Source organism: Reyranella sp. GW821-FHT12G01 (assembly GCF_058806575.1).
The window spans coordinates 612,852-627,482 of sequence record NZ_JBXAPV010000001.1; the positions used below are offsets into that span (position 1 = coordinate 612,852).

Consider the following 14,631-nt stretch of genomic DNA (forward strand, 5'->3'; position numbering starts at 1 on the left):
GCTTCGCGAAGCGCTGCCAGCAGCAATGACGGAAACAGATGCCCGGCAGGGAAGACGCGCGCGTCCGTCGCCGGCCCTCGGTGGATCGGGGCCGCGACGGGACTTCGGCAGGCGAGAAGGTCGCCGAAGCGCCGGCGCGTCCCGAACCCGCGGCGTGGCCACAGCGGCCGGCCGAACGGTCCTACGTATTCGGCGACTTCTGCCTCCAGCCCGATCTGCAGGTCCTTCTGCTGGCGGGCAAGCCCGTGCGGATCGGCGGACGCGCGCTCGATATCCTCACGCTGCTGGTTCAGCGCGCCGGCGAACTCGTCACCAAGGCCGAACTCGAAGCCTATGTGTGGCCCGACACGTTCGTCCATGAAAGCAACCTCAAGGTCCATGTCGCGGCGTTGCGCCGGGTGCTGCGCGCCGCGTCGGTCGATCCGCGCTGCATCCTGAACGTTCCCGGCCGGGGCTACTGCTTCACCCAGACGGTAACGGTCGAGGGGCGTGCCCGCGCGTCGGCGCGGCGCTGGCCGAAGGCGCGCGCGAGCGCTCCCTTGCCGCGCGCCGGGATCATCGGTCGCGACGAGGAGATCGCATCGCTGGCCCAGGCGATCTCGCAGCATCCTCTCGTCACGGTCGTCGGTGCCGGCGGCGTGGGCAAGACGACGGTCGCTCTCGCGGCGGCGGAACGACTCTCCGATCGCTACGACGCGGCTCCCTGCTTCGTCGACCTCTCCTCGATCGACGACTCCCAGCTCGTGGTGCATGCCATCGCCGGCGCCCTGGGCGTGCGTGTCGATCTCAACGACCGGCTCGGCGCCATCGGCGATCACCTTCGGGCGACGCCGCGGCTGCTGATCCTCGACAATTGCGAGCACCTGTCGACCGCGGTGGCGGCCGCCGCCGAATATCTCGCGGCCGATCTCGGACGCGCGGCCCTTCTTGCGACCAGCCGCGAACCGCTGCGCGCCCGCACCGAACATGTCTATCGGCTGGCGCCGCTGGCGTGTCCCGGCCTCGCCGGGCAGGTCTCTGCCGCCGAGGCGCTGGCCTATCCCGCCGTCGCGCTGTTCGTCGCGCGCGCCGACGAACGCACCGTCTTCACGCTGCAGGACGACGACGCCATGTCCGTGGCGACGATCTGCAGCCAACTGGACGGCATCCCGCTCGCCCTCGAACTCGCCGCGACGCAACTCGGCGCAGATGGTCCGGCCGGGCTGCTGCAGCGGCTGCAGCAGCGTTTCGAGCTGCTGGGACGGGAGGATATGGAAGGGCCGGCGCGCCAGCGGACTCTCACGGCCACGCTCGACTGGAGCTATCGGCTGCTCTCCGAGACCGAGGGGCGCATCCTGCGGTTCGCGGCGGTCTTTGCGCGCGACTTCGCGCTGGATGACGTCATCGCGATCCTGGGTCCGGAGGGACTCGATACAGCCGATGTCGTCGTCGGTCTCGAAAGCCTGGTCGCCAAGTCGTTCGTGATGGCGGGCGTGTCGCAGGGCGCGCGCCGCTACCGGCTGCTCGAAAGCAGCCGCAGCTATGCGCTGACGCGGCTCGATGCGGAGGGCGAGCGGGACCGGGCGAGTGTCTCGCACGCCAGCCACATCCTGTCGGTCCTGGAGCGCGCCGAGGACGAATGGCGCTGGCGGGTGGCCGATGACTGGATCGCGCTTTACGGGCCGAGGGTGGACGATCTGCGGCGCGCCATCGTCTGGGCGTTCGGTGCGAACGGCGACGGCCTGATCGGCGTCCGGCTCGCCGCCGCCGCAATCCCGCTGTGGGAGGCACTGGGTTCGGCGGATGAATGTGGTGCGAGGGTCCGGGAAGCGCTGCAGGTCGCCGACGGCCTCCCCGCCTGCGACGTCAGGCTGAAGGCGAAGCTGGCGTGGCGGCATGCCTGGACGCTGACCTGGTCGGAGCCGCAGCTCCCCGCCACCGCCGCGCCATGGCTCGACTGCCTGCGCCTGGCCCGCGAAGCCGGCGACACCGAGTACGAGCTGCGCGTGCTGTGGGCGGTGGCGATCTACGAGACCTTCACGGGAAGATCGCGCGAGGCGATCGGCCATCTGCTCGAATTCGAATCGATTGCCGAGCGGGCGCAGGACTGGTCGGTGCTTCCCGACGGGCAACGCCTGATGGCGCTGGCGCGCGTCTATGTCGGTGACGTGCGCGAGGGCGAAGAGCTGCTGGAGCAACTCGCGCGGCGCTTCAACCGCGTCGAGAAGCAGGCGCGCGTCACGCGCTTCTCGATCGACCGGTACTGCATCATCCGAAGCTCGCTGGCCTTCACGCGCTGGCTGCGCGGCCGCGCCGACTCCGCGCTCTCGGCCACGACGGAATCGGTCGATGCCGCGCGCGCGGTCGGCCACGTCTCGCACTCCAACGCGCTCGCGTTTGCGGGCGTGCCCCTGGCGCTGTGGACGGGGGATCTCGACCGCGCCGGTGAGGCCATCGTGGCGCTGCGGCGGAACCTCCACTTCCGTAACAACTCGATCTGGCACCGGCTCACGCGCTTCTTCGAGGCGTCACTGCGTCATGCACGGGGCGAGCGGGCGGCGATCCCGGAGATGAGCGAGAGCCTCGACGAGCTGCTGGCGACGCGGTTCGTCACCCGCGCGCCGATGTATCTTGCCATGCTCGCCGAAGCGCTCCTCGCGGAAGGTCTGCTCGCGGAAGCGCAGGCGCGGATCGACGACGCTTCGGCGCGGCTCGACCGATATCGGGAATGCTGGTGCCGGCCGGAGATCCTGCGCCTCCGAGGCCTGATCCAGGCGGCGAAGGGCGATGGCGCGGCCGCACGGGCCAGTTTCGCGGACGCCATCGCGGATGCCGATGAACTGGGCACGCTGGCCTTCGAACTGCGCGCGGCGCGTGATCTGGCGAAGGTGCTGGCGGCCGACGGGCGCCGGGAGGCGGCCGTCGAGGTCCTGGGCCGCACCTGCGCCAAGTTCCCGGAAGAAGAGCGCGGCCGGGAAATCGTCACGACGCGGGCGCTGCTTGACCGCCTCGCTGCCCATTAACTGCGATTAACTCGCCATACGCCCGGTCGCCGGCGCATCCCTGCGCGATGCCCATAAGGGAAAGGATCGCGGGATGAGACTTCACGGGAAAGTGGCGCTGGTCACCGGTGCGGCGAACGGCATCGGCCGCGCCGTCGTCGAACTCTTCGTCAAGGAAGGCGCGACCGTCGTGGCGAGCGACATTGTCTCGCCGGGGCAGGCCTATTCCAGCGGGATCGAGGAGATGCGCCTCGACGTCACCAGCGAGGCGGAGTGGAAGGCCGTCGTCGATGCCGTCGTCGGCAAGCACGGTCCTCTCGACATCCTGATCAACAATGCCGGCATCATCGCCTACGAGCCGCTGGACGCGCTCGACATGAAGGACTGGATGAAGATGATCGCCGTCGACCAGACCGGCGTGTTCCTCGGCATGCGCGAGGCGGTGCGCTCGATGCGCGGTCGCAAGGGCGGCTCCATCGTCAACATCTCGTCGATCTGGGGCTGCGCCGCGGTCGCGGGAGCCCATGCCTATCACGCGACCAAGGGCGCGGTCCGCAACATGACCAAGAACGCGGCGATGACCTATGTGGCCGACGGAATTCGCGTCAACTCGGTGCATCCCGGTTTCATCGACACGCCGCTTACCCAGGCGCAGGCGGCGGATCTCAACGCCGCCGTCATCGCCGCGACGCCGATGAAGCGCGGCGGAAAGCCGATCGAGGTCGCCTATGGCTGCCTGTTCCTGGCCTCCGACGAGGCGAGCTTCGTGACCGGCACCGAGCTGGTGATCGACGGTGGCTACCTGGCCCAATGAAGGGCGCTACGGGGTCGGCTTGAGCGTGTTCAGCACGCTGCCCAGCGATGCCTGGGGCTCGTGCGGGATGAAGTTCTGGAACGGCGAATCGAAGATCGCCGCGAAGGCCAGGCACACGCTGAAGGCGACCGTGAACAGGCCCACGGCAACCCGCATCGCCCGGCGCGGACCGCCGACATGGACGAGCATGATCGCGACCTGCGTCAGCGCGCCGAAGAGCACCATGGCGAGCCGCTTGAGCGGCAAGGTGCCGTCGTCGGCGAGATGCGCCCGGTCGTCACGCGCCTTCATCATGTCGCGGGCCTCGCCGACCAGGATCGCGCGTGACGAAGCGTCGAGACGCGGCTCTCGTACGATCGAGGCCACCAGCTCGGCGAATGCCTGTTCCGTCCGGGCGCGGGCCGCGGCGATCATCGTCCCGCGATTCATCTCGCTGCCGGATGCTTCTAGATAGGCCCGGAGCTTCGGCACCACGGCCGTCTCGACGTCCATGGCGTTCGCCGTGTGGGCAATGAGGCGGGCGGCGTTGGCCTCGTCGCTGACGAGGCGGCGGGCGTGGACGTCCTTTTCCCAGGCGTCGCTGGCGAGCAGGGCGGCATACAGGCTGAAGAGAATGGCGACGGCGTTGAAGTAGGGCGTGACGATGCCCTTGCAGGACTGGATCGGCGCGGCGAGCGGGCCGCGTGCTTCGGCCGTCAGGATGATGATCGCCAGCAGGACCGGGACGGCAATCGCCAGCGCAAGCTGCCAGCCGATGCCCAGCCCCAGCTGGCTCATCCGCCGAACATTTCCTTCACCTTGCTGAAGAAGCCCTCGGATTCGGGGCTGGTCTTGCCGGCCTTCTCGAACTCCTTGAGCAGTTCCTTCTGCTTGGACGTGAGATTGGTCGGCGTCTCGACGTTGATCTCGATGTACATGTCGCCGCGCTGGCTGGAGCGCACGATCGGCATGCCCTTGGCGCGCATGCGGAACTGGTGTCCGCCCTGGGCGCCGGCCGGGATGTTGATGCGGGCCATCTTGCCGTCGAGCGTCGGCACTTCGATGCTGCCGCCGAGCGTGGCCTGCACCATCGAGATCGGCACGCGGCAATGCACGTCGGCGCCCTCGCGCTCGAACAGCTGGTGGCGGCGCACCGACAGGAAGACGTAGAGGTCGCCCGCGGGTCCGCCGCGCGCGCCGGCTTCGCCCTCGCCGCTCAGGCGAATGCGCGTGCCGTCCTCGACGCCGGCCGGGATGTTGACCTTGAGCGTCTTCTCGCGACGCACGCGGCCCTGGCCCGCGCAGTTCTTGCACGGCTTGTCGATCACCTGGCCCGCGCCATGGCAGGTGTGGCAGGCGCGCTCGACGGTGAAGAAGCCCTGCTGCGCGCGGATGCGGCCGCGGCCCTGGCAGGTCGGGCACTGCTGCGGCTTGGAGCCGGCTTCGGCGCCGCTGCCGTGGCAGACTTCGCAGGAAACGGAACTGGGCACGCGCACCGTGGCTTCGGTGCCGCCGTAAGCCTGCTCCAGCGTGATCTCGAGATTGAAGCGCAGGTCCTGGCCGCGCATGTCGGCGCGTCCGCCGCGCCCGCGCTGGCCGCCGAACATCTCCTCGAAGATGTCGCCGAACACCGAGCCGAAATCGAAGCCCTGGGCGCCCGGACCGCCGGGACCCGCGCCACCCTCGAAGGCGGCCGCGCCGTAACGGTCGTAGGCGGCACGCTTCTCCGGATCCTTCAGGATGTCGTAGGCGTGGTTGATTTCCTTGAACTTCCGTTCCGCCTCGGCGTCGCCGTCGTTGCGGTCCGGATGGAATTGCATGGCGAGCTTGCGGTACGCCTTCTTGATGTCGTCGGCACTGGTCGTGCGACTCACCCCAAGCAGCTCGTAAAAGTCTTGCGCCATAACGCTCTACGCAGCCCCCGCTCGCCCCTTACAGGTCGGCCTCCCGCTTGCGCGGGAGGCCGTCTTGTCGTCCCGGATGTCCCTGATCAGGAACCCGTCTTCTTGTTCTTGTCGGTGACGTCCTCGAACTCGGCGTCGACGACCTTCTCGCCCTTCGCCTCGTTCGCAGCGCCTCCGGCGGCACCGGCCGCGGCACCCGCACCGGCCTGCGCCTCGGCCTGCTGGGCCTTGTACATGGCCTCGCCGAGCTTCATCGCCGCCTGGGTCAGGTCGTTGGTCTTGCCCTTGATGGCCTCGACGTCCTCGCCCGTCAGAGCCGTCTTCAGGCCCTCGAGCGCACCTTCGATCTCGGCCTTCTCGGTGGGGCTCACCTTCTCGCCGTACTCCTTCAGGTGCTTGTCCGTGGAGTGGACCAGCGCCTCGCCCTGGTTGCGGGCGTCGATCAGCTCGCGCTTCTTCTTGTCTTCCTCGGCATGCAGCTCGGCGTCCTTCACCATCTTCTGGATGTCGGCCTCGCTGAGGCCGCCCGAAGCCTGGATGCGGATCTGCTGCTCCTTGCCGGTGGCCTTGTCCTTGGCCGAGACCTGCACGATGCCGTTGGCGTCGATGTCGAACGTGACCTCGACCTGAGGCACGCCGCGCGGCGCCGGCGGGATGCCGACCAGGTCGAACTGGCCCAGCATCTTGTTCTGGGCGGCGATCTCGCGCTCGCCCTGGAACACGCGGATGGTCACCGCGGTCTGGTTGTCGTCGGCCGTCGAGAAGGTCTGGCTCTTCTTCGTCGGGATCGTCGTGTTGCGCTCGATGAGGCGCGTGAACACGCCGCCCAGCGTCTCGATGCCGAGCGACAGCGGCGTCACGTCGAGCAGCAGGACGTCCTTGACCTCACCCTTCAGCACGGCCGCCTGGACCGCCGCGCCGACCGCGACGACTTCGTCGGGATTGACGTTACGGGCCGGCTCCTTGCCGAAGAACTGCTTCACGACCTCGATGACCTTCGGCATGCGCGTCATGCCGCCGACCAGGATGACCTCGTCGATCTGGCCGGCCTGCAGGCCGGAGTCCTTGAGCGCCGCCTTGCAGGGCTCGAGCGTCCGCTGCACCAGGTCGTCGACCAGGGCCTCGAGCTTGGCGCGCGAGAGCTTGATGACGAGATGCTTCGGGCCGCTGGCGTCCGCCGTGATGAACGGCAGGTTGATCTCGGTCTCCTTGGAATTGGAGAGCTCGATCTTGGCCTTCTCGGCCGCTTCCTTCAGGCGCTGGAGCGCGAGCTTGTCGTTGCGCAGGTCGATGCCCTGCTCTTTCTTGAACTCGTCGGCCAGGTAGCTGATCACGCGCTGGTCGAAGTCCTCGCCGCCCAGGAACGTGTCGCCGTTGGTGGCCTTCACCTCGAACACGCCGTCGCCGATCTCGAGGATCGACACGTCGAACGTGCCGCCGCCCAGGTCATAGACCGCGATCGTGCCGCTCTTGCGCTTGTCCATTCCGTAGGCAAGGGCAGCCGCCGTCGGCTCGTTGATGATGCGCAGCACTTCGAGGCCGGCGATGCGGCCGGCGTCCTTGGTGGCCTGGCGCTGGGCGTCGTTGAAGTAGGCCGGGACGGTGATGACCGCCTGGTCGACCTTCTCGCCGAGATAGGCCTCGGCGGTCTCCTTCATCTTGCCCAGGATGAACGCCGAGATCTGGCTCGGGCTGTACTGCTCGCCGTTCACGTCGACCCACGCGTCGCCGCTCGGCGCCTTGTCGATCTTGAAGGGGACCAGCGACTTCTCCTTCGCGACCATCGGGTCGTCGAAGCGGCGGCCGATCAGGCGCTTCACGGAATAAAGGGTCTTCAGCGGATTGGTGACCGCCTGGCGCTTGGCCGACTGGCCGACCAGGCGCTCGCCGCCGTCGGTGAAGGCGACCATGGACGGCGTGGTGCGCGCGCCCTCGGAATTCTCGATGACCTTGGTGTCGCCGCCTTCCATGACCGCGACGCACGAGTTGGTCGTACCCAAATCGATGCCAATGACTTTCGCCATGATTTCTACTCTCTTCCCTCGGCAGATCGTCCCGGACCCAAAGGCGCCCGACCGATCCCCGTACTATGGTTACCTGCCGGAAAAACCGGATCAGGACAGGGGCTATATAGGTCCTGTCCGGCTGCCTGCAATGGACTTAAGGACCAAAATCTCCGCTGGAAAGCGCCGTTTTCAGCACTACCCGCGGATTCGCGAGGAAAGGCCGGCGGGGCCGGCCGTTCCCTAGTTTTCGTTGCTGGCGTTGGGGCTGGCAGCGGGGCCGCCCTTGGACACCGCGACCATGGCCGCCCGCAGCAGGCGGCCGGCGATCAGGTACCCCGGGATCAGCTCCTGGACGACCGTCCCGGCCGGCACGTCGGGCTTCTCGACCTCCATCATGGCCTGATGGAACTCGGCGTTGAACGGCTTGCCCAGGCTCTCGATGCGGGTGACGCCGTGGCGCTCCAGCACCGACTGCAGCTCGCGGTCGGTCGCCTGGATGCCGACGATCACGTTGCGCAGCGCCGGATCGATGGCGCCGGTGTCGGCCGGCAGGGCCGACAAAGCGCGGCCGAAATTGTCGGCCACCGACAGCACGTCGCGGGCAAAGCGCTCGACACCGAACTTGCGCTCCTTCTCGACATCCTGCTGGGCCCGGCGGCGCACGTTCTGCGCCTCGGCCAGGGCCCGGAGCTGCTTGTCCTGGAGGTCGGCCTTCTCGGCCTGGAGCTGCTCGACGAGGCGCTGCCATTCGGCGGCGCTTTCCGGACGGGGCGGAATGTCGAGGCTGTCGGGGTCGACCGGCATATCCGCCGGGGCGCCGCCCGCGGATGGATCGCTGGCCATGTTGTGTCCCTTTTGTTGGTCTCTTGAGGTGGCCTTCACTTAGGGACGACCCCGGCGCGGGTCAACTGCGCTCAAACAGCCGCGAGCGGGGCCTGCAGCTTGGTGCCGCGCACGATGATGCCGCCGCGGTCGCCGATGGTCACCTGGCCGTAGCGCTGGGCGAAGATCTCGGGCAGCGGCCGGGCGCGGGCCGCCGCCAGCCACAGTCGCAGCAGATGGCGGCGACGCTCCGGCTCGGGCCAGTCCTCGAAGCCCGTGCGGTCGTGCAGCATCGTGTGGTTGTGAACCAGCTGCACGTCGCCCGGCTTGAATTCCATGAAGGTGTTGAGCGCGGGGTCGTTGGCCAGCGAATCGAACATGTCGAGCGCCTCGACCAGCTCGGGCGTGAGCCGCGGCGCCTCGGGGAAGCGCTGGGCCGAGTCGATGTACTGGCGCTGGTAGATCGCGGTCAGGTAGCCCTGGTGCCAGTTGAACACCGGGATCTCGAAGAACGGCTTCTGGCCTTCCGGCACCTCGCCGCGGCGGTCGGTGGCGATCGGCTGGAACAGCAGCTTCAGCAGGTCGGGCCGGCGGCGGCGCATCTCGTTGAAGATGGTCGTGGAGCTGACCAGCGCCGACAGGCCGCCCGACTTGGCGGTCTTGAGGCAGAGCAGCCCGACGATGTCGCAGGAATCGGTGTGGTAGGTCTGGCGCTCGTGCGTCTGGTAGATGCGGACGTTGGGATCGTTCACGTCCATGCCGAGATCCTGGACGTGGCCCAGCACATGGCCCTTGCCGTTCTGCGAGCGCGCGCTGCCCATGTGGGCGCCGAGGCCGAAGAAGGCCGTCGCCGCCTCGCGCATCGACCAGCGCTCGACCGGCAGGCCGCGCAGCAGCAGGAAGCCGCGGCCGTTCAGCACCTCGTCGTCGACGCGCGCGCGCAGCTTGGGTCCAAGCGTCGGCAGCGGGAAATCCTGCGGCTTCAGGGCGGCGATGTCGGCATCGCGCGCCACCAGCGCCTTCGTGGCGGCTTCGACCTCGGCCACCTCGGCGGCGCCGAGCGGCATCATCCAGTCGTCGCGCCTGGCGATCTCGGGGCCGTACCAGGCGGCAGCGCCGGTCTGCTCCGGCGGGAGTTCGTACGACATGATCGGCGTTCCTCGGTTCGTCTTGTTTATGCGTCCCAGGGAAACCTTGGGGCGAAGAGTTCGGTGTCGCTGGTCGACAGCCGGTAGCTTTCGGTGGCGTTGACGAGGGCGGCGCGGATGCCGGGCTCCAGCGCGCTATGGCCGGCATCGGGCACGACGACGTAGCGCGCCTCGGGCCAGGCGCGGGCCAGCGCATCGGCGGTCACCGGCGGGCAGACGATGTCGTAGCGGCCCTGCACGATGGTGCTGGGCAGGTGGCGGATGCGGCCGAGATCGGCCCACGGCCAGCCTTCCGGCACGAAGGTGCCGTTGGCGAAGTAGTGGGCCTCGATGCGCGAGAGGGCGAGCGCGAAGCCGCCATGGTCGGTCTCGAACGGCGCCCGCACCGTCGGATAAAGCGTCGAGCAGGCCGCCTCGTAGCGGCTCCAGGCGCGCGCCGCGGGCCGGTGCAGGTCGGGATTGCGGTCGATCAGGCGGCGGTAGTAGTTGCCCAGCAGGTCGCCGCGTTCGTCCGGCGGCAGATGCTCGGAGAAGTCGCGCCACGCCTCGGGGAAGATCGTGCGCATGCCGTGGAGGAACCAGTCGATCTCCGGTCGCGCGCCGAGGAAGATGCCGCGCAGGATGAAGCCGGTCGCGCGCTCGGGGTGCGTGAGGCCGTAGGCCAGCGCGAGCGTGCTGCCCCACGAGCCGCCGAACAGCAGCCAGTTCGGAATGCCGAGATGCTTGCGCAGCTTCTCCATGTCGGCCACGAGCGCCGACGTGGTGTTGTCCTGCAACTCGCCGAGCGGCATCGAGCGGCCGCAGCCGCGCTGGTCGAACACGACGATGCGGTAGAATTGTGGATCGAAGAAACGGCGATGCACCGGCGCCGAGCCCGCGCCCGGCCCGCCATGCAGGAAGACCACGGGCACGCCTTCGGGGTTGCCGCTCTGCTCCCAATAGATCGTGTGTCGGCCATCGACCGCCAGCATGCCGCTGGCGTAGGGCGAGATCTCGGGGAACAGATCGGAACGGAGCGGAGTCTCTGAGCGCGGCATGCGATTGTCCTCGCGCATCACTGCCATAGAGGCGGCGCTCATGCCAGCCTTGCGGGCGATTGCCGCCGCGTCGCCCGAGCGTCTAAGGTTGTGGCGTCCCAGGAGGATTCGTGGAAATTCGCCGTATTCTGGCGCTGGTCGCGTTGCTGGCCGGCGTCGTTGCCTGCACGCCATCCGCAGAACCGCCATCGACGTCGGCTTCGGCTGCGGCGTCCGGACGCGCCACCGGCACCCTGCCCCGCGAGATCGAGAAGCTCGTCGGACCGGCCGATCCCGATCCCGCGCTCCAGGCCTATGTCGATCGCGTGGGCCAGCGGGTGGTCGCGGCCGCGGGCATCTCCGGCGGCTTCCGTTTCGCCGTCCTCGACTCGCCGGTCTCCAATGCCCACGCGGTTTCGACCTATGTCTTCGTGACGCGCGGGCTGCTCGCGCTGCTCGAGGACGAGGCCGAGCTCGCCGCCGCGATCGGTCACGAGCTTGGCCATCTGGTGCAGCGTCACGCCGCTCAGCGCGCGCGCGTCCGGCAGGGTGTGCTCGATGCCGCCGTCGAAGCCGCCGCCACCAGCGGTTCGGTCACGGTCGGCCGCTCGGTGGCGCAGGACGGCCTGCTCGCCCTGCGGCGCTACTCGCGCGAACAGGAACTCGAAGCCGACCGGCTGGCGCTGGGCTACATCGTGAAGGCCGGCTACCGCGGCAGCGCGGTGGCCTCGCTGATCGACCGGCTGCGCCGGCAGTCGTCGCTCGAGGCACAGATCATGGGCGAGTCGCCCGACATCGGCGACCGGCCCAGCGCCTCGTCGACCCATCCCGTACCGATCGAGCGGACCTCGGCCATCGCGGCGCTCCCGCAGGCGAATGCGCCGGGCGAATCGAACCAGAAGGGCTACTTCGCCGCGATCAACGGCATGTCGGTCGACGATTCGCCGAGAGAAGGATTCATCCGGGGGCAATCGTTCCTGCACCCCACGCTGCGGATCGCCTTCACCGCGCCGCCGGGTTTCCGGCTGATCAACGACAGCGACGGCGTGCTGGCGGTCGGCCGCGACCGGTCGATGATGGTCTTCTCCTGCCTGCGGACGCCGGTGGCCGGGCCGCTCGACGACTGGATGCGCAACAAGCTGAAGCCCACGCCGACCGACATCCATCCGCTCGAGATCAACGGCGCCGAAGCCGCGATCGGCGCGCGGCCGCGCGGCTCCGATACGGGGCTGGGGCAGGCCCGCTACGTCGTGGTCCGCCAGGGTGAACGGGTCTGCAACTTCGCGCTGGTGAGCGAAGGCGCCAACCAGGACCGGCAGATCGAGAACATGATCCGCGCGGCGCAGACTTTCCGGTCGCTCTCGCCCGGCGAGGCCGCCGCCCTGCAGCCCTACCGGCTGCGCATCATCTCGCCGGCCGGATCGACGCCGGCGTCGCTCGCGGCCTACATGCCCTATCCCGATCTCAAGATGGAACGGCTGCTGGTCCTGAATGCCGCCCAGACGCCGGCCGAACTCAGCAGCCGGGCGCAGATCAAGGTCGTCGAGCGTTAAGGCTCGATCCTGTCGATCACCGCGCCGTCGGCATCGAGCGCCACCACGGCGGGCGTTCCGCGCGTGACGGTGAGCACGCGGCCTCCGTCCTGCACGGTGTTCTTCGACGGGCCCGCGCCGCGCACCACGCGGGCGATGGCGGGCCAGCCGCCGTCGCTGGCCTTGCCCAGGGCCTCGTCGAGCGCAGCGTCCGATTGCGCGTTCCACCAGAAGGCGTCGGCCTGCTCGCCGAGCGGGCGGCCGGGGTCGACACCGGTGGCGGCGAACACGAGGTTGCCCTCGGCGCTGAGGGCGGCCCGCGACAGGGCGTTCAGCAGGTCGTTGTGGCCGGGCTGCAGGGCCTGACGTTCGCGCAAGCCCGTCGTCCAGCGCGCGATTGCCAGCGGCCCGTTGCGGCAGGCCACCCGGCCCTCGACGATCGAATGGCCGTAGCCCTCGATGATGGCGGCCAGGCCGCGGGCCAGCATCCAGTCGAGCACGTCGAGTGGCGCCAGGGCGAACTGGAGCTGCAGCACCTTGTGCCACATCTCCTCCTGGGCGCCGCGCAGGAAGACGAAATCCTCGACCTCGGCGCCGGGCCGCGCCAGCAGGCGGCGGCGCAGCAGCAACATCAGGTCGATCATGCGCTGGGTATGGCCGGCCGCGCCCAGCATGTTGCCCAGCACGACCAGCCGGTCGCCGGGCTGCCAGCGCTGCATCAGGGCGCCGCCCAGCCGTTCCAGCGCGGCGTCGTCGCCGTCCAGGGCCCCCAGGGCCCAGGTGGAGCCGCCATCACGCAGGCGGGCGATCGAGGCGACTGTACTCATGAATCAGATGGCGGGTCTCAAAAGGCGGACATGAAAAAGGCGGCACGACATTTTTGTGTCGGCCGCCCTTTTATCTCATTCCGTGACAGAACCGCCTAGGCGACCTTCTGAAGAACGCTGTTGAGCTTTTGGGTCGCGACTTCCTTGTCGATGCGCTCGACGGCGGCCAGCTCGCGGGCCAGACGGTCCAGCGCCGCTTCATAGATCTGGCGTTCGCTGTAGGACTGGTCGGGCTGGCCGGCATTGCGATGCAGGTCACGCACGACTTCGGCGATCGACACCGGGTCGCCGGAGTTGATCTTGGCTTCGTATTCCTGGGCGCGGCGGTTCCACATGGCGCGGCTGACGCGGCTGCGGCCCTTCAGGGTCACCAGCGCGCTCTCCATGATCTTGCGCGAGCTGAGCTTGCGCAGGCCGGAAATCTTGGCCTTCGCCACCGGAACGCGGAGCATCATGCGCTCCTGCTCGAACGAGATGACGAACAGGTCGAGCTTGTGACCCGCGATCTCCTTCGCCTCGATATCGATAACGCGGCCGACGCCATGCGTCGGATACACAACGAAATCGCCCTTTTCGAAGGCATATTCCTTCGGCTTGGCGGGCGCCTTCTTCGGCTTGGCCATATCGTCTAGTCCCTTCACAACAGCCCCGCTTTCTGCGATACCGCGACCCACCGCATACGCTCCCCTGCGTATTCGGCCCAGTGCCTCGGCATCGGTAAGTTTCTTTCGGATACCGACGCGGACACCGAGCGAGCGGCGGACCGGACCCCGGACCGCTTCAAGCCGTACTGTTGTATCACAAATTCCGCACAGAGTCGCGCCCGATGTTGCATTTCAGCAACGGTCTGGCTATGCAAAAACTGCATGCCTATTGCAAAAGGTACAATAAAAGACTTGCGAGACGTAGAATCTAGCGGGCGGCGGGCTTGTCGCTGAAATACTTCTCGAACTTGTCCTTTTGGTCCCTGAACTCTTCGGCATCGGCCGGCGCCTCACCCTTGCGGGTGATGTTCGGCCAGGAGGCCGACAGGTTGCGGTTCAGCTCCAGCCACTTCTCCAAGCCCTTCTCGGTGTCGGGCAGGATGGCATTGGGCGGGCATTCGGGTTCGCACACGCCGCAATCGATGCATTCGTCCGGATTGATGACCAGCATGTTCTCGCCCTCGTAGAAGCAATCCACGGGGCAGACTTCAACGCAGTCCATGAACTTGCACTTGATGCAAGCATCGGTGACGACATAGGTCATATCGGCTCCAGCAACGAGCGGCGCGTGCTTAACGTGCCAACTCCAGTGACGCAAGGCTCGCGATGCGAAGGTCGTTCGTCAGGGCGAGTCAATCTCCTCATACAACGTGCGTGCTTCGGGTGCCGGACCCCGTCGTTCGCCCAGAGCCATGACACGCACGACCCTTACATTGGGCCCGAGCGCGAAGGTAAGCACCATTCCCGGCGCCACGTTGGCGTGCGGCTTGTCGACGGCGCGTCCATCGATCCTGCAGCGCGACTTTTCGACGTAGCGGGCCGCCAGGGTGCGTGTCTTGAAGAAACGCGCGTGCCAGAGCCACTTGTCGAGCCGCATCGCGCGTCAGGACCTCAACGG

The 14,631-nt window shown here is 68.1% G+C and carries 13 protein-coding genes; 3 read left to right on the forward strand and 10 right to left on the reverse strand.

Translation table 11 applies throughout. The features are described from left to right. Positions 1-38: 38 nt before the first annotated feature. Together AC1RP5_RS02980 and AC1RP5_RS02985 are read left to right on the forward strand one after the other, a co-directional pair. Positions 39-3,002: an ATP-binding protein gene (locus AC1RP5_RS02980; protein WP_493109086.1), complete on the forward strand. Its 2,964-nt coding sequence runs from the start codon at positions 39-41 to the stop codon at positions 3,000-3,002. A 73-nt stretch (positions 3,003-3,075) separates the two neighbouring features. After that, entirely contained in the window at positions 3,076-3,795 is a 720-nt protein-coding gene (locus tag AC1RP5_RS02985) for an SDR family NAD(P)-dependent oxidoreductase (protein ID WP_493109087.1), read from the forward strand. Between the two features lie 6 nt (positions 3,796-3,801). Here AC1RP5_RS02985 and AC1RP5_RS02990 read toward each other — a convergent pair whose 3' ends face one another. The 6 genes from AC1RP5_RS02990 to pip form a co-directional block, all read right to left on the reverse strand. Then, positions 3,802-4,572, reverse strand: coding sequence for a bestrophin-like domain (locus tag AC1RP5_RS02990; RefSeq protein ID WP_493109088.1), 771 nt, complete (start codon positions 4,570-4,572; stop codon positions 3,802-3,804). Then, on the reverse strand, positions 4,569-5,678 hold the full coding sequence (gene dnaJ / locus AC1RP5_RS02995) for a molecular chaperone DnaJ (protein WP_493109089.1): 1,110 nt from the start codon (positions 5,676-5,678) through the stop codon (positions 4,569-4,571). Before dnaJ ends, AC1RP5_RS02990 begins: the two co-directional genes overlap by 4 nt. An 86-nt stretch (positions 5,679-5,764) precedes the next feature. After that, positions 5,765-7,702: a molecular chaperone DnaK gene (gene dnaK / locus AC1RP5_RS03000; RefSeq protein ID WP_493109090.1), complete on the reverse strand. Its 1,938-nt coding sequence runs from the start codon at positions 7,700-7,702 to the stop codon at positions 5,765-5,767. Between the two features lie 222 nt (positions 7,703-7,924). Continuing rightward, on the reverse strand, positions 7,925-8,527 hold the full coding sequence (locus AC1RP5_RS03005; RefSeq protein WP_493109091.1) for a nucleotide exchange factor GrpE: 603 nt from the start codon (positions 8,525-8,527) through the stop codon (positions 7,925-7,927). A gap of 71 nt (positions 8,528-8,598) precedes the next feature. Continuing rightward, entirely contained in the window at positions 8,599-9,654 is a 1,056-nt protein-coding gene (locus AC1RP5_RS03010; protein WP_493109092.1) for a TauD/TfdA family dioxygenase, read from the reverse strand. Between the two features lie 26 nt (positions 9,655-9,680). Continuing rightward, entirely contained in the window at positions 9,681-10,733 is a 1,053-nt protein-coding gene (gene pip, locus AC1RP5_RS03015) for a prolyl aminopeptidase (RefSeq protein ID WP_493109093.1), read from the reverse strand. Positions 10,734-10,801: 68 nt separating this feature from the next. On the opposite strand from pip, the gene AC1RP5_RS03020 reads away from it, so the two are divergent. Then, entirely contained in the window at positions 10,802-12,223 is a 1,422-nt protein-coding gene (locus AC1RP5_RS03020) for a M48 family metalloprotease (protein WP_493109094.1), read from the forward strand. Here the strand turns inward: AC1RP5_RS03020 and AC1RP5_RS03025 are convergent. The 4 genes from AC1RP5_RS03025 to AC1RP5_RS03040 all read right to left on the reverse strand — a co-directional run bounded on the left by AC1RP5_RS03025 (position 12,220) and on the right by AC1RP5_RS03040 (position 14,610). Next, positions 12,220-13,029 (reverse strand): hypothetical protein, encoded by an 810-nt coding sequence (locus AC1RP5_RS03025; protein WP_493109095.1) that lies wholly within the window; start codon positions 13,027-13,029, stop codon positions 12,220-12,222. The two genes, AC1RP5_RS03020 and AC1RP5_RS03025, sit on opposite strands and share 4 nt — an antisense overlap. 95 nt (positions 13,030-13,124) lie before the next feature. Beyond that, a complete protein-coding gene (locus AC1RP5_RS03030) occupies positions 13,125-13,652 on the reverse strand; it encodes a CarD family transcriptional regulator (RefSeq protein WP_493109096.1) in 528 nt (175 codons plus the stop codon). 289 nt (positions 13,653-13,941) lie between these two features. After that, on the reverse strand, positions 13,942-14,277 hold the full coding sequence (fdxA, locus tag AC1RP5_RS03035; RefSeq protein ID WP_493109097.1) for a ferredoxin FdxA: 336 nt from the start codon (positions 14,275-14,277) through the stop codon (positions 13,942-13,944). Between the two features lie 78 nt (positions 14,278-14,355). Next, positions 14,356-14,610, reverse strand: a complete 255-nt coding sequence (locus tag AC1RP5_RS03040; RefSeq protein ID WP_493109098.1) for an RNA-binding S4 domain-containing protein — start codon at positions 14,608-14,610, stop codon at positions 14,356-14,358. Positions 14,611-14,631 lie beyond the last annotated feature (21 nt).

Bases quoted from the DNA above. Each gene is read 5' to 3' on its own strand.
- AC1RP5_RS02980 (WP_493109086.1), top strand. From the start codon at position 39: ATGCCCGGCAGGGAAGACGCGCGCGTCCGTCGCCGGCCCTCGGTGGAT.
- AC1RP5_RS02985 (WP_493109087.1), top strand. From the start codon at position 3,076: ATGAGACTTCACGGGAAAGTGGCGCTGGTCACCGGTGCGGCGAACGGC.
- AC1RP5_RS02990 (WP_493109088.1), bottom strand. From the start codon at position 4,572: ATGAGCCAGCTGGGGCTGGGCATCGGCTGGCAGCTTGCGCTGGCGATT.
- dnaJ (WP_493109089.1), bottom strand. From the start codon at position 5,678: ATGGCGCAAGACTTTTACGAGCTGCTTGGGGTGAGTCGCACGACCAGT.
- dnaK (WP_493109090.1), bottom strand. From the start codon at position 7,702: ATGGCGAAAGTCATTGGCATCGATTTGGGTACGACCAACTCGTGCGTC.
- AC1RP5_RS03005 (WP_493109091.1), bottom strand. From the start codon at position 8,527: ATGGCCAGCGATCCATCCGCGGGCGGCGCCCCGGCGGATATGCCGGTC.
- AC1RP5_RS03010 (WP_493109092.1), bottom strand. From the start codon at position 9,654: ATGTCGTACGAACTCCCGCCGGAGCAGACCGGCGCTGCCGCCTGGTAC.
- pip (WP_493109093.1), bottom strand. From the start codon at position 10,733: ATGAGCGCCGCCTCTATGGCAGTGATGCGCGAGGACAATCGCATGCCG.
- AC1RP5_RS03025 (WP_493109095.1), bottom strand. From the start codon at position 13,029: ATGAGTACAGTCGCCTCGATCGCCCGCCTGCGTGATGGCGGCTCCACC.
- AC1RP5_RS03030 (WP_493109096.1), bottom strand. From the start codon at position 13,652: ATGGCCAAGCCGAAGAAGGCGCCCGCCAAGCCGAAGGAATATGCCTTC.
- fdxA (WP_493109097.1), bottom strand. From the start codon at position 14,277: ATGACCTATGTCGTCACCGATGCTTGCATCAAGTGCAAGTTCATGGAC.
- AC1RP5_RS03040 (WP_493109098.1), bottom strand. From the start codon at position 14,610: ATGCGGCTCGACAAGTGGCTCTGGCACGCGCGTTTCTTCAAGACACGC.